Below are 15,876 nucleotides of genomic sequence, written 5' to 3'. Positions count from 1 at the left end.
TCAAGGCAGGCTGCTGTTATAATCGCAGACCTCGATTTATTAGAAGAAATACAACCATAGATGAAGGATTTCAGGTGCTCTTCGAGAAGACCTTTATAAATCATTGGACATAAGGGGGGGATTACGCTGTATTCAGCAGAGCATAGGAACACAACCCTGTGGTACCGGAAGCCTGCGGCCAAGTGGGAAGAAACGCTTCCGCTTGGAAACGGCCGCCTTGGCGCCATGGTGTTCGGAGGCGTGCAGGAAGAATGCATGCAATGGAACGAAGATACGCTCTGGTCCGGCTTTCCCCGGGACACGAATAATTACGAGGCTCTCCGGTATCTGGCAAAGGCGAGGGAACTGATTGCGTCCGGCAAGTATGCTGAAGCCGAACAGTTGATCGAGGGCAGGATGGTTGGCAGAAATACGGAGTCCTTTTTGCCGCTGGGAGATCTGTTGATCCGACAGTCGGGAATAGGGGATTCATGCTCGGAATACAGGCGCGAACTGAACCTGGATACGGGGATTGCTTCCACTCGTTTTCAAGGTGGCGGCTCCGATCATATTTTCAGCAGGGATATGTTCATCAGTGCGGTTGACCAGGTCGGGGTTATCCGTTATGAATGCTCGGGGAGCGGATCCATCCAATTGGAGATCGGGTTACGTTCACCGCTTCAGCATCGCACACGTACAGAGGAAGACGGGACGCTGGTGTTGCATGGGCATGCTCCGACTCATATTGCTGATAATTACAGGGGCGATCATCCTGGGTCGGTGCTTTATGAGGATGGGCTGGGCATTCGGTACGAAATGAGGCTGCTGGCCTTGACGGACAGCGGCCAGGTGACGGTCGATGACAGCGGCATGCGCATTTCCGCGGCAGGCTCGGTTACGCTGCTGATTGCGGCTGCTACGAATTTTGAAGGCTTCGATCGTTTTCCGGGTTCTGGCGGTACCGATCCGTCCGGCATATGCAGGGAGAGACTTCAGGACGCTATGCGGCATGGTTTTGAACAATTGCGCTCACGGCATGTCCAGGACCATCAAGCCTTGTTCAGACGCGTGGAGCTTCAGCTTGGCCGTCCAGAGAATGAGCGTTCCATAGCAGCTTTAGCCACCGACGAACGGATGGAAGCGTACCGGGAAGGACGGGATGATGCTGCGCTCGAAGCGCTGATGTTTCAATTCGGAAGATATTTGCTCATTGCCAGCTCCCGGCCGGGTACACAGCCCGCCCATCTGCAGGGTATATGGAATCCCCATGTCCAGCCGCCATGGAACAGCGATTACACAACGAATATCAATACCGAGATGAATTATTGGCCGGCGGAAACGACGCGTCTGAGCGAGTGTCACGAGCCGCTCATCCAAATGATCCGGGAGCTTAGCGTAAGCGGTGCCCGGACCGCGAAGATTCACTATGACGCCCGTGGATGGGTCGCCCATCATAACGTGGATTTATGGCGAATGGCCAGTCCGAGCGATGGCAGAGCCATGTGGGCCTTCTGGCCAATGGGCGGTGCTTGGCTGTGCCGCCATCTATGGGAGCGTTACCAATTCCAACCGGATCTTGAATACTTGCGGGAAACGGCGTATCCGCTGATGCGTGGAGCCGCTTTGTTTTGCCTGGATTGGCTGATTGAAGACGGGGAAGGGCATCTGGTGACCAGCCCGTCGACATCGCCGGAGAATCAGTTTCTTACCGCGGAAGGGCTGCCTTGCAGCGTGTCGGCAGGCTCGACCATGGATATGGCCATCATTCGCGATTTATTCCATAACTGCATCGAAGCTTCGCAGCTGTTGGAGCAAGATGATGAACTGCGGGAGGAATGGAAAGCGGCGGTCGCGCGCCTGCTGCCTTACGCCATCGATGACGAGGGCAGGCTCATGGAATGGAGCGAGCCGTATCCGGAAGCGGAGCCCGGACATCGGCACGTATCCCATCTGTACGGATTGTACCCCGGCTCTGATATTACCCTCCAAGATACGCCGCAGCTTGCGGAAGCCGCTTATCGTACGCTTATGTCGCGCATCGATCACGGAGGGGGGCATACGGGCTGGAGCTGTGTTTGGCTCATTAACCTGTTTGCCCGACTGCAGCAGCCGGAGAAGGCTTATGATTATGTCCGGACCCTGATTTCCCGCTCCATGCATCCCAATCTGCTCGGGGACCATCCTCCGTTCCAGATCGATGCGAATTTTGGAGGCAGCGCCGGACTTGTGGAAATGCTGCTCCAGAGCCATTTGGATGCCATTCAGCTGCTGCCGGCGCTGCCGAAAGCGTGGGCAGAAGGCTCCGTGCGGGGATTGAAGGCCCGCGGAGGATTTATCGTGGACATGGAATGGAAGGACGGCATTCTTGCGTCCGCAAGCATAACCTCTACGCATGGCCGGATCTGCAGAATTCAATATTCCGAACCTCTCGCCGTTCGAAGGGAAGACGGAAGCGTTGTGACCACGGGAGATCGGCTTTCTTTTGAGACGGTGAGTGGCATGACCTACCAGATTGCATTGGCTGGTATTGAGGCATTGTGAATAAGGGCTAATCTCGAGCAGGGCTGGATGAACGATAACCGGATACGAAATGATGAAGGCTAAAGGAGCTGAATGCTGATGATTAACGAAAAGCTGCCGAAAATGTGGTACGGCGGGGATTATAATCCCGAGCAGTGGGATGCGGAAGCGTGGAAGGAAGATGACCGCATGTTTAAGCTGGCGGGCATCGATGTAGCCACCATAAATGTATTCTCCTGGGCTTTGAGTCAGCCGAATGAGGATACGTACGATTTTGCTTGGCTCGACGAGACGATTGACCGGCTGTACCGGAACGGGGTGTATATCTGTTTGGCAACGAGCACGGGAGCCCATCCGGCCTGGATGGCGCGCAAATACCCGGATGTGCTGCGCGTCGACTACGAGGGCCGCAAACGCAAATTCGGCGGACGCCATAACTCCTGTCCGAACAGCCCCACCTACCGAAAATACGCCAAAATCATGGCAGGCAAGCTGGCGGAACGCTATAAGGATCATCCGGCCGTCCTGATCTGGCACGTATCGAACGAATATGGCGGGTACTGCTACTGCGACAATTGCGCCGCGGCATTCCGAACTTGGCTCGAGCAGCGATATGGCACGCTGGATGCCGTAAACAAGGCATGGAATACCCGTTTCTGGGGCCACACCTTCTATGACTGGGAGGACATCGTCGTTCCTAACGCTTTAAGCGAGGAGTGGTCCGGCAACCGGACGAATTTCCAAGGCATATCTCTGGATTACCGCCGTTTCCAGTCCGACAGCCTGCTGGACTGCTACAAGCTGGAGCGGGATGAATTGAAGCGGATCACGCCGGATATACCGGTGACCACGAATCTAATGGGTTTTTATCCGGAGCTGGACTATTTCAAATGGGCCAAGGAGATGGATATCGTATCCTGGGACAACTATCCGTCGCTGGATACCCCGTACAGCTATACCGCCATGGCGCATGCCCTGATGCGGGGGCTTAAGGGCGGTCAGCCCTTTATGCTGATGGAGCAGACGCCGAGCGTTCAGAACTGGCAGCCGTATAACTCGGCCAAGCGCCCTGGGGTAATGCGATTGTGGAGCTACCAAGCGGTTGCCCACGGCGCGGATACGGTGATGTTCTTCCAACTGCGCCGTTCGATCGGGGCCTGCGAGAAGTACCATGGCGCGGTCATCGAGCATGTCGGACATGAACATACCCGCGTATTCCGCGAGTGCGCCGAGCTGGGCAAGGAGCTGCAGCAGCTGGGGGACCGGATCCTGGATGCCCGTTCCGATGCCAAAGTCGCGATCATCTACGATTGGGAGAACCGGTGGGGCATTGACCTGTCGAGCGGTCCGACCGTCGCCCTCAATTACGTGAACGAGGTCCATAAATATTACGATGCCCTGCACCAGCTGCATATTCAGACCGATATGATCAGCGTGGAAGAGGACTTCCGGAAGTATGACGTTGTCATCGCGCCGGTGATGTATATGGCAAAACTGGGATTTGCAGAACGCGTGGAGGCCTTTGTATCGAAAGGCGGTACCTTTGTGACGACCTTCTTCAGCGGCATCGTGAACGAGAATGATCTGGTGACGCTGGGCGGTTACCCGGGCGAGCTGCGCAAGGTCATGGGAATTTGGGCCGAGGAGATTGATGCGCTGCTTCCGGGCCAGCAGAATCAGATGGTAATGCGGGGACGGAAGGGCCAGCTGGAAGGCACCTACGACTGCGGCATTCTGTGCGACGTGATTCATGCCGAGGGAGCAGAGGTCGTTGCCGAATACGGCTCGGACTACTATCAAGGCATGCCATCGTTGACCGTGAACGCTTTCGGACAAGGGAAGGCCTGGTATGTGGCCACAAGCCCCGAGCCTAAATTCCTGCGAGATTTGATGCAAACGATATGCAGCGACCATGGCATTGAGCCTGTCCTGAACGCTCCCGAAGGCGTTGAGGTGACAAAGCGGGTGAAGGAGGACGCGGAGTTTACCTTCGTGCTTAATCACATGCCCGAGCGCAAATCCGTGTCCTTGAATGGGGAAACCTATGTTGACCTGCTGACAGGGGAGGAGCTTCGGGATACCTGCGAAGTGCCGGCACGAGGCGTGTTGATATTAGAGAAGCGGTTAGGATAGAGGTAACATAAGGGCTTTCCAAGAAGAGTGGACAGCTTGAAGCGCTCTCAACAAAAAGCAGAGAAGGCGGGGACTCCCGAACTTCTCTGCTTTATTTTTAATCTGAAGCTTATCGACCGCTGCCCATTCTAGGCTTCCTTCTCGTGAAGCTTTCGGAATTCCTTGGGCGAAATGCCCTCTTGTTTCTTAAAAACAAGACTGAAATATTTCTCGTTCTTAAAGCCGACCATTTCGGAAATCGCGGCCATTTTCAGCCCCGGATTTTGCAGCAGGATTTTGGCCTTCGAGATGCGGATCCGGTTCAGATGCTCGGGGATATTAATCCCGTGCTTCTGCTTGAATTTGCGGGAGATGTACTCCCGGCTTACGTGAAACCGGTTTGCAATATCGTACAGTGATACGTCGTTCTGATAGTTTTGCTCGATAAATGCCGTGATGTCGTGGATCAGGTCCTGCCCCGTCTGCTTCTGGGACTGCAGCGCCGAGGCCAGCAGGCTCATTAATTGATCCCAATACTGCTGCCATTCCGCGAGGGAGCATACATATTTGTCCGGGCTTGGCCGCTCGATGGTGGCGCTTTCCTCTTTGTACAATTTCAACAAAGCCTCAGACGACGGGTTCGCGGTTTCATGAATGACGTGATGGGCGAACCGATCAATTTCGCGGTCCCATCGCTCCAGAAGCTCGGGCGTGAGAACGCCGCTTTTTCGGATGGCGGCAAGGAACGAATCGACGGCCTCGCCAATGGGAGCAGGCTGACCGCTAAGCACAGCGAGCTTCCAGGTATCCTCGAACCCGCTGAACTGGACGCCCCGATGATGATCCATTCCGGATCGTCGCAGCTGCTCGGCATCGTGGATGAAATGGTTCAGGACCGTTAAATCACGCGAACGCAGGGCATTCGAGCATTGGGCATAGAGCTCGGGAACGTCTACCGGATATTGACCTGCCGGACTTATGCCAAAATGCATCTGGCGCGACAGCGTCCGAAACATCCCGCTATTGATCTCTTGAAGCAGCGTAGGGACCGTGGCGAGCTGTTCCCACAATAAGATAACCAGTTGATGCGGCGATCCGAATGGACGGAAAGCAATCCCGATCCGGTCCTTTTGCAGAAATTCATTGCAAATATTCAACAGGGCGAACATCAGCAGATCCTGATGATGGCCGAAGCGGCTGTACAGCGCATGATCCGACTTGTCGATTTGCATGACGGCCAGGCGTATTGCGTTGGTCTGCGCCGGCACGATGCCTTCATCCCTGAGGCGGTTAACCACCTGGGAATGGGCGCTCCTGTCATCGATAAGGCTGGATAACAGCTTCTCCGAATAGACTGGCCGGTACTCGTTCACCTGAACATGCTGCTGCCGCGCCGCAAGGCGTTCTTGTTCCTCCGCCTTCCAGGCCGCGGTCGCCTTGGCGACCGCTTGGTTGATGACGTCCTCCTCGATGGGTTTCAGGATATAATCCGTGCCGCTGTACCAGATGGTGTTGCGCACGAATTCGAAATCGTCATGCCCGCTGATGACGATGAATTTGATGTCCGGGTAATGCTTGTGAATCCATTCCATGAGATCCACACCGTTTTTGAGGGGCATCAGCATGTCCATCAGCACAAGATGGGGCCGAAACGCCGGGATCAGCTCCATCGCCTCCAGCCCGTTGGCCGCTTCCTCTATATCGGTAATCCCGTGCGCTTCCCACTGGACCAGCAGGCGGATGGCTTTGCGCACGCGAGACTCGTCATCCACGATCAATGCCTTCATCCGTTTCACCTTCCACATTTATAGTCAGCACTACACGAAAGCCGTGCGGCTGGTTGTTTTCGATGTTGAATTTGGATTTTCCACGATAGTACAGCCTCAGCCTCGTCATGATGTTGATGAGTCCGATTCCGCTGCTGTCTTCCGTCTCCAGCTCGGACAGAACCTGAAGCTGTTCCAGATCCAACTCTTCCATCCGAAGCAAGTGCTCCTGAAGGGCTTGGAACGGCTCCTCCTGCATCCCGTTTCCGTTATCTTCGACCGTGATCTGCACGATCGAGGCCGATAGGCGCCGGCTTGTGAGCGCAATGAAATTGTCTTGCTCCAAGGGGTTCATGCCATGCTTGAAAAAGTTCTCGATCAGCGGCTGAACCAGCATCTTCGGAATCAACACCTGCAGAGTCGACTCATCCACATCGTAACGGAAGTCGAACTGATTCTCAAATCGTTCCTTCTGAAGTTCCACGTAATCCTTGATATGATCAAGCTCCGTGGCCAGCGTGACCGGCTTGTCGGTATTGTACATGCTGTATCTCATCATCCGGGCCAGAGCGGAGATCAGGGAGTATATCCTCTTCATGCCATGCTCCAGCGCAAGGGTGCCGATGGTCTGCAGCGCATTGTTCATGAAATGCGGATTCACCTGCGCCTGCAGCGCCCGGAGCTGGTTAGTCCGGTTCGCCAGCTTCAGCTTGTATTCCTGCAGGATGAGGTTGTTGATCGTATCCATCATGCTGCCGAACCTGCGATGGAGGGCTCCGATTTCGTCTTTACGATTGGAGGAGATATCCACGGTCATTCGTCCGCTTTTGACCTGGCTCATGAGGCCAACCAATTCGCGGATCGGCGCTGTGATATATACCGAAATCCAGATCGTTGCGGCGATGATGAGAATAAGGGACACGCCGATCAGCAAAATATTGACGAAGGCTGCTTTGTCCGCGCTGCTTAAAATATAGGAGGAAGGAATCTCCTTGATCATCGTCCAGTCACTGACCGACGTCTTGATATTGTTATATAAATAGATTTTGTTGTTATACTCGAAATGGCCTTCCTTCTTGCCGGATTGCTTGATGCTGGCGTACCAGTCCGCTTGGACTTGTTGTCCCAGCATTTCGTCATTGCCGGAATACATGATATACCCGTCTTCATTGGTAATGTACAGCTGTTCATGATCAGGCTGGAACAGCTGGCCGCTGATCCGGCTCAGGAAATCCATGTCCAAATCGATGGCGAGAATGCCCAATCGTTCGGTTGAAGGGACCCGTTCAATGACCCGGTACATCGTGAATACTTGTTGATCGGCTTCATAGGGATAAGCTAACTGAAACCCGTACGTATGAAGGGGATGCGGCGGCTGAAGGACCACCGTATCGTTACGAAGATCGGGAATCTCGGGATAGAGGTTGACCTCGCTTGTTTTTCTGGCGATATCCTGCGCGAATAACGTGGCTTCCCGTTTGCCGTCGACGTAAAGATAGACCTGCCTGGAGCCGCTGATGGCTTTTTGAATGGATTGCAGCGTGGCGGATTGCCTGCCGCTGGCGTTGATGTTCTCATGACTGTAATAGAGGCTGCGGAAAAAATCCGGATCCGAGTAGACCGTAAGGGAACTACGGTTCATCTCTTCCAAATAACTCTCCAAATTTAACCGTCCCTGATAGAGAAGATTCATATTCTCAACAACGGCCCGTTCCTTGAGCGAGTTGGTTGTCATGACATAACTGATGATCATGGAAATGGTGGTCGGAATGATGGTCGCCATGATCATGAAGGTAATCAGTTTGGTGCGGATGCTGTTCCAGTTCCAGTTCAATATTTTCACCGCCGATCAATTTTCTATACCAATTAGTTCACATCCTATGGTAGTCCCAAGGTCTTCATCTTAGCATAATTAAATCATAGAGAAATGGATAGAGAAACGATAGGACAAGCGGAGGGGGATTAACATGAACAGCAAGAGAACGGCTGCTTTGACTCAGCAGTTGGTTTATATCGGACCCGCGCTGCTGTTTTTCGGTATTACGATCATTATCCCATTTGTGATGGGGATGTATTACTCGTTTACCGACTGGAATGGCGTTTCCGGGAACGTCGAATGGGTCGGGCTGGACAATTTCAAACAGATTTTCACAAATGACAGCGCATTCGCCCAATCCTTCTGGTTCACCACCAAATTTACGATCGTCGGGGTGCTTCTCACGAATTTGGTCGGATTCTTCCTGGCCTACTTCTTAACGAAAAATATTCGGGCGCGCAACTGGCTGCGGACGATATTCTTCATGCCGAACGTGATCGGCGGATTGCTGCTCGGCTTCATCTGGCAGTTTATCTTCATAAAAGGCTTTGCAACCGTTGGCGAAGCGACGGGAATTCCGTTTTTTAATCTTCCGTGGCTGGGAGACGAAGTAACCGGCTTCTGGGGCATCATCATGGTGTTCGTATGGCAGTCGTCAGGCTATCTGATGGTCATCTACATCGCCTCCATTACGAACGTGTCCAAGGAAGTCATGGAAGCTGCCGAGATTGATGGGGCCAACCGGTTCCAAGTGCTCAAGAGCATCATCGTTCCGCTTATTATGCCGGCGGTTACGGTATGTTTGTTCCTGGCGATTTCCTGGTCCTTCAAAATGTTCGACCTGAACCTATCGCTGACTAAGGGCGGACCTTACCGTTCCACAGAATCGCTGGCAATGAACGTGTACAACGAGGCGTTCCTGAACAACCGGTACGGTCTCGGGACGGCCAAGTCCTTGATCTTCTTCCTGGTCGTCGCCGTCATTACGCTCATTCAAGTCCGTTTAACGAAGCAGAAGGAGGTTGAAGCTTAATGAGATCGAAGAAACCTCCCATGTCGGCCTCCACGATCGTATTGCAGATTGTGATGGTCATTGTTGCCTTGATCTTCTTGGCACCGTTCTACTTCCTGCTGGTAAACTCGGTCAAATCGCTGGGCGATATTATGGTCGACGCGGCCAACTGGCCAACGGCCTTTCACTTTGACAACTACAGCAAGGCTTGGGAAATGACCCGCTTTCCGGAAGCATTCACGAACTCCATCATCATTACGGTCATCAGCAATCTGATCATAGCCCTGCTGAGCGCGATGGCAGCTTACCGGATGGTCCGGTCCAATACGAGATTCAATCGAATCGTGTTCATGCTGTTCGTATCGGCCATGGTCATTCCGTTCCAATCCATTATGATTCCATTGCTGCAGGTCATTAACTTTCTAGGCGTCAACAACAGCATCGTGGGTCTGATTCTCAGTTATCTCGGACTCGGCATCCCGCTGTCGGTCTTCCTGTTCCACGGTTTCGTGAAAGGCATTCCGCTGGAGATCGAAGAGGCCGCCACGGTTGACGGCGCTTCTCCGTTCAGGGTATTTGCCCGCATCGTTATGCCGATGCTGAAACCTATGATGGTAACGGTCATCATCCTGAACTGCCTGTGGGTCTGGAACGACTATCTGCTGCCATCCTTGATCCTGCAAAGTCCGGAACTGCGGACGATTCCGCTTGCGACCTTTGCGTTCTTCGGGCAGTATTCGAAGCAGTGGGATATGGCGCTGCCGGCGCTCGTGCTGGGCATTACGCCGATCATCATCTTCTTCCTGTCACTGCAGAAGTACATCGTTGAGGGCGTCGCTGCCGGCTCCGTTAAGGGGTAAGGGCAGCGGGCGCCTCGCCCATAACCGGTTTTTCCATCTTTATATATAATCATTATCAGGGGGTAGTAAAGATGAACAAAATGAAATTATCACTCGTGATGCTGCTGGCTTTCTCGCTGCTGCTTGCAGCTTGCGGCGGCAAGTCGGAAGAAGGCCAGGGCGGAAGCTCGAATGGAGCTTCCGGCGAAGTCAAAACGGTCAAGATTTTTCAATTCAAAACCGAGATCGTGGACGGCTTGAATGAGCTTAAAGTCGAATTCGAGAAGGAATACCCGAACATCAAGCTGGATATTCAAACGGTAGGCGGCGGCGCTGACTATGGTGCTGCATTGAAAACCAAATTCGCATCCAACGATGCGCCGGATATTTTCTCCAATGGCGGCGACGCCGAGATGGAGATGTGGATCGACCGTCTCGAGGATCTGTCCGATCAGCCTTGGGTGAACGATCTGGTCGACATGGCGAAAGAGCCGATGACCAAAGACGGTAAAGTATACGGCATGCCGATGAACCTTGAAGGATGGGGTTACATCTACAATAAGGATTTGTTTGAGCAGGCCGGCATTACCGAGCTTCCAAAAACATATACTCAGCTGGCAGATGCCGCGAAGAAGCTGGAAGCCGCAGGCATAACTCCTTTTGCGAACGCTTACCAGGAATGGTGGTTGATCGGCAACCAGGGCATTAACCCGGCATTCGCCCAGCAGGATGACCCGAATGCGTTTATCCAGGGCTTGAACGACGGCACGCAAAAATTCGTGGGCAATGGGAAGTTCGAAGAGTGGACCAAGCTGATGCAGCTGACATTGGACCACGGCAACAAGAACCCGCTGACCACCGACTACAATACGGCCATTTCCCTGCTGGCTACAGGTAAAGCGGCCATGATGCAGAACGGGAACTGGGCTCAAACCGAGATCGATGCCATCAATCCGGATCTGAATCTCGGCTACCTGCCGATGCCGCTTGGCGACAATGCGGAGCAAAACGACAAGCTGAACGTCGGCGTACCTGCGAACCTGGTCATTAACAAAGATTCCGCGTCGAAGGAAGAAGCGAAGATCTTCCTGAACTGGTTTGTCACATCCGATATCGGCAAAGAGTACATCGTGAAAAAATTCAAATTCATCCCGGCCTTGAAGACCATCGAAGCAACGCCTGAGGATATGGGCGATTTGGGTTCGGCCGTATGGGAGTACGTGCAGGCAGGCAAAGTGCTGCCAAGACAATCCGCGAAGTTCCCGGACGGCGCGGCACAGGAATTCTCCGGCGCGATGCAGGCATTCTTCGCCGGCAAATCCGATACGAACAAAATGCTTGAAGATATGCAGACATCCTGGGATAGCTTGAGCAAGTAAGGAGCCATGCAAAATTTAAGTTAGCAGACCGTTCATAAGAGGTATGATCCCTTGTCCGACAAGATAGGGGGTGGTACCTCTTTTCTATAGCAGAGTCTACGAAGGAGGCAATTCTATGATTAATCAACGTTTTCCTAAGATATGGTATGGCGGGGATTACAACCCCGAGCAATGGGACAAGGCAACGATGGAAGAGGACCTGCGGATGTTCGAGCTGGCGGGCGTCGACGTGGCGACCCTCAATGTATTCTCCTGGGCCAAAACGCAGCGCGATGAGGAAAGCTATGATTTCGCGTGGCTTGATGAAATTATGGAACGCCTGGCGGAGGAGCAGGTTCACGTCTGTTTGGCAACCAGCACGGGGGCGCACCCTGCTTGGATGGCCAAGAAATACCCGGACATCCTGCGCGTCGATTACGATGGACGCAAACGCAAATTCGGCGGCCGCCATAATTCATGTCCGAACAGCCCGACCTATCGCAAATACTCCGTGCTGATGGCGCGCAAGCTGGCTGAACGGTACAAGGATCACCCGGCGCTGGTCATCTGGCACGTCTCCAATGAGTATGGCGGGTATTGTTATTGCGACAACTGCGAGCGTCAGTTCCGCGTCTGGCTGAAAGAGCGTTACGGGTCGCTAGATAAGCTGAACGCCGCATGGAATACCGGGTTTTGGGGCCATACCTTCTACGAGTGGGACGAGATCGTGGTACCGAATGCGCTCAGCGAGGAATTCGGCGGAAACCGGTCGTTCTTCCAGGGAATATCGCTGGATTACCGCCGTTTCCAGTCCGACAGCCTGCTGCAATGTTACCGGCTGGAAAGAGATGAGCTGAAGAAGGTCACGCCGGATATTCCGGTCACCACCAATCTGATGGGCTTTTATCCGGAGCTTGATTACTTCGAGTGGGCGAAGCATATGGATGTGGTGTCCTGGGACAACTATCCCGCGATCGATACGCCGGTGAGCTTTACGGCGATGTCGCATAACCTGATGCGCGGGCTGAGAAGCGGACAGCCGTTCATGCTGATGGAGCAGACCCCGAGCGTTCAGAACTGGTCGCCCTATAACTCCGCGAAGCGTCCCGGCGTCATGCGGCTGTGGAGTTATCAGGCCGTAGCGCACGGCGCGGATACGGTCATGTTCTTCCAGCTCCGCCGCTCCGTGGGGGCGTGCGAGAAATTCCACGGCGCATTGATCGAGCATGTCGGACATGAGCATACCCGGGTCTTCCGGGAGTGCGCGGAGCTGGGGCAAGAGCTGCAGCAGCTCGGAGACAAGCTGCTCGACTCCCGTTCGGACGCCAAGGTGGCGATCATGTACGACTGGGAGAACCGCTGGGCGCTGGAGCTGTCCAGCGGGCCTTCCAAAGCCCTGAACTACGTGGATGAGGTTCATAAATATTATGACGCGCTGTATCAGCAGAATATCCAGACCGATATCATCAGCGTCGAAGAGGATCTAAGCAAGTATGATATCGTGATTGCCCCCGTGATGTACATGGTGAAGCCGGGCGTTGCCCAGCGCGTGGAGCAGTTCGTATCGCAGGGCGGTACCTTTGTGACCACCTTCTTCAGCGGCATCGTCAATGAGAACGATCTGGTGACGCTCGGAGGTCATCCGGGCGAGCTGCGCAACGTGACCGGCATATGGGCTGAGGAAATCGATGCCCTGCTGCCCGGAATGCAAAATCAGATCGACATGAAGCAGGATTGGGGATCGCTGCGTGGAAGTTATCCATGTGGAATTTTGTGCGATGTCATCCATGCGGAGACGGCGGAGGTTCTGGCTGAGTACGGATCCGACTTCTACAAAGGCACGCCTGTTTTAACGAAGAATGCGTTTGGCGAAGGGCAGGCCTATTATGTGGCCAGCAGTCCGGATGCGCAGTTCCTGCAAGGGTTTCTTGCCAATCTGTGCGAAGAACAAGGCGTGAAGCCGCTGCTGGATACGCCACAAGGGGTAGAGGTGGTGGAACGGGTGAAGGACGGAAACTCCTATCTGTTCATATTGAACCACAATGCCGAAGAGATGACGTTTGATGCAGGTTCTGCCAATTCATTCGATCTCCTGGGCAGCCGGCAGGTTACGGGCCATGTCACGATTCCGGGAAGGGACGTCATGATTCTGGAACGGGCTGCCGCCGCCCGGTCTTAAAGAGAGCAAGGAGATCTTACTCGGACCTTGGTTAGGGGGCAATAAACAGTGAGTATACATTTTCATGAGGATCTGGGGATATTCCATCTCCAGAGCGATCAGTCAAGTTATGTGATTGAGCTGGTGCGCGGCGTATATCCGGCGCATGCCTATTGGGGACGCCGGATTCGCGATAACCGCGTCCTAGGATTGCTGGAACGGAGGGGAAGAGCATCCTTTTCGCCGACGCCGTTTCGCGAGGATGCTTCCTTCTCCCTGGACAGTTTGCCTCAGGAATACCCGGGCTATGGCAGCGGCGATTTTCGGCAGCCTGCATATCAGGTGCAGCTGGCTAACGGGACCACGGTCACCGAGGCGGAATATGTCCGTCACCGGATCTACAGCGGCAAGCCGAAGCTTGAGGGCTTGCCTGCCGTATACACGGAACAGGATGACGAGGCGGATACGCTGGAGCTGGAACTGTTTGATCGGGTAAGCGGTTTGACGATTTATTTGTCTTATACGGTCATGAAGGCGTTTGACGCTATTTCCCGCTCCGTATCCTTCCGCAACGACAGCAAGGAGAACATGACGCTGCTGCGTGCCATGAGCGCTAGCGTGGATATGGATCACAGCCGTTATGACCTGCTGCATCTCCATGGGGCATGGGCGAGAGAGCGCCATGTGCAGCGCAGAAGACTATCCCCGGGCATGCAGGGCATCGAGAGCCGCAGGGGGTCAAGCAGCCATAACCACAATCCGTTCCTAGCGCTGCTGTCCGAGGGGGCAGGCGAAGAGTTCGGCGAGGTGTACGGCTTCAGTCTGGTATACAGCGGCAGCTTCTCCGCACAGGTCGAGGTGGACCAATACGATACGGCCCGGGTCACGATGGGATTGAATCCGTTCGATTTCACGTGGCTGCTGGAGCCGGGACAGTCGTTCCAGACGCCGGAAGCGGTGATGGTCTTCTCGGCGGAGGGCCTGGGCGGCATGTCCAGACGCTATCATAAAATGTACCGCACAAGGCTGTGCCGGGGGCAATTCCGGGATGCCACGCGCCCGGTGCTGGTGAACAATTGGGAAGCAACCTACTTCAATTTCAATGCCGATAAAATCGAGCAGATTGCAAGCGCGGGACGGGATCTCGGCATCGAGCTGTTCGTGCTGGACGACGGATGGTTCGGCAAGCGCAACGACGATACGACTTCCCTCGGGGATTGGGTCGTTGACAAGAACAAGCTGCCCGACGGCCTCGAGGATCTCGTGAAGAGGGTCCGCGGTCTGGATATGCAGTTCGGCTTGTGGTTTGAGCCTGAAATGATATCGCCGGACAGCGATCTGTACCGTCAGCATCCCGACTGGTGCCTGCACGTCGAAGGGCGCCGGCGGACGGAAGGGAGACAGCAGCTGATCCTGGATTTCTCCCGCCAGGAAGTAGGCGACGCGGTGGCCGATATGGTTCGCGGCATCCTGAGAAGCGCCCCGATCACCTACGTGAAATGGGACATGAACCGGAACATGACGGAGATCGGCTCGGCTGCGCTGCCGCCTGAGCGCCAGCGGGAAACGGCCCATCGCTATATGCTGGGTCTGTACAGGGTGATGGAACAGCTGACGACGGAGTTCCCGCATATTTTGTTCGAGAGCTGCTCCGGGGGCGGCGGACGCTATGATCCGGGAATGCTGTATTACATGCCGCAGACGTGGACAAGCGATAACTCCGATGCCGTCAGCCGATTGAAGATCCAATACGGAACGAGCCTGGTTTATCCGCTTAGCTCCATGGGAGCGCATGTGTCCGCCGTTCCGAATCATCAGGTGCACCGGAATACTTCGCTGCGGACGAGAGGACACGCGGCAATGTCGGGCAATTTCGGTTATGAGCTGGATCTGACGGCCTTCAGCGAACAGGAGAAGGAGGAGGTCCGCGAGCAGGTAATGCTATACAAAGAGATTCGGCATCTCGTGCAGTTCGGGGATTTCTACCGTCTTCGGAACCCGTTCGAAGGGAATGAAGCGGCCTGGACGATCGTCTCCGAGGATCGATCTGAAGCGGTGCTGTATTATTTCCGCATCTTAAGCGAGGCGAATGAGCCGATTCGGTGGCTGCGTACGATGGGGCTGGATCCGGAAGGGGATTACAAGTGCCTGGAGGACGGGAACATCTACGGCGGAGACCGGCTGATGAACGCCGGCTTGGCCGTTCCGCCGATGCACGGCGATTTCCAAAGCTTTATCTGGAGATTCGAACGGGTATAAGCTGTTTACTAAAAGCCTGCGGAAGCTATCTGTGTCCCTAGCGCAACGTTATATCAA

At 54.4% G+C, this 15,876-nt stretch carries 9 protein-coding genes; 7 read left to right on the top strand and 2 right to left on the bottom strand.

All coding sequences use genetic code 11. The features are described 5' to 3' along the window. Nucleotides 1-120 precede the first annotated feature (120 nt). Nucleotides 121-2,520 carry a glycoside hydrolase family 95 protein gene (locus tag MHH82_RS28665; protein WP_445661999.1) on the top strand — a complete coding sequence of 800 codons (2,400 nt, stop codon included), beginning with the start codon at nucleotides 121-123 and terminating at the stop codon, nucleotides 2,518-2,520. Between the two features lie 78 nt (nucleotides 2,521-2,598). Then, on the top strand, nucleotides 2,599-4,632 hold the full coding sequence (locus MHH82_RS28660; RefSeq protein ID WP_340968987.1) for a beta-galactosidase: 2,034 nt from the start codon (nucleotides 2,599-2,601) through the stop codon (nucleotides 4,630-4,632). Between the two features lie 128 nt (nucleotides 4,633-4,760). Here MHH82_RS28660 and MHH82_RS28655 read toward each other — a convergent pair whose 3' ends face one another. Further along, nucleotides 4,761-6,398, bottom strand: a complete 1,638-nt coding sequence (locus tag MHH82_RS28655) for a response regulator transcription factor (protein WP_340968986.1) — start codon at nucleotides 6,396-6,398, stop codon at nucleotides 4,761-4,763. Then, nucleotides 6,376-8,220, bottom strand: coding sequence for a cache domain-containing sensor histidine kinase (locus MHH82_RS28650; RefSeq protein ID WP_340968985.1), 1,845 nt, complete (start codon nucleotides 8,218-8,220; stop codon nucleotides 6,376-6,378). Before MHH82_RS28650 ends, MHH82_RS28655 begins: the two co-directional genes overlap by 23 nt. Nucleotides 8,221-8,344: 124 nt before the next feature. Here MHH82_RS28650 and MHH82_RS28645 point away from each other — a divergent pair, with 124 nt between their 5' ends. From MHH82_RS28645 to MHH82_RS28625, 5 genes are all read left to right on the top strand, one after another. Then, the gene (locus MHH82_RS28645) at nucleotides 8,345-9,226 is read left to right on the top strand and encodes a carbohydrate ABC transporter permease (RefSeq protein ID WP_009594044.1); all 882 of its coding nucleotides are present in this window, start codon (nucleotides 8,345-8,347) and stop codon (nucleotides 9,224-9,226) included. Beyond that, a complete protein-coding gene (locus MHH82_RS28640; protein ID WP_015737524.1) occupies nucleotides 9,226-10,065 on the top strand; it encodes a carbohydrate ABC transporter permease in 840 nt (279 codons plus the stop codon). Before MHH82_RS28645 ends, MHH82_RS28640 begins: the two co-directional genes overlap by 1 nt. A gap of 71 nt (nucleotides 10,066-10,136) precedes the next feature. Beyond that, the gene (locus tag MHH82_RS28635) at nucleotides 10,137-11,423 is read left to right on the top strand and encodes an ABC transporter substrate-binding protein (RefSeq protein ID WP_015737523.1); all 1,287 of its coding nucleotides are present in this window, start codon (nucleotides 10,137-10,139) and stop codon (nucleotides 11,421-11,423) included. Nucleotides 11,424-11,538: 115 nt separating this feature from the next. Then, on the top strand, nucleotides 11,539-13,581 hold the full coding sequence (locus tag MHH82_RS28630; RefSeq protein WP_340968981.1) for a beta-galactosidase: 2,043 nt from the start codon (nucleotides 11,539-11,541) through the stop codon (nucleotides 13,579-13,581). 48 nt (nucleotides 13,582-13,629) lie between these two features. Continuing rightward, complete coding sequence (locus tag MHH82_RS28625) at nucleotides 13,630-15,819, top strand: alpha-galactosidase (protein WP_340968979.1); 2,190 nt, start codon at nucleotides 13,630-13,632, stop codon at nucleotides 15,817-15,819. Nucleotides 15,820-15,876: the final 57 nt, after the last annotated feature.

This window comes from Bacillus sp. FSL K6-6540, from assembly GCF_038007545.1.
The sequence above is the reverse complement of the archived record's forward strand: the minus strand, read 5'-3'. Positions and strand labels throughout refer to the sequence as shown.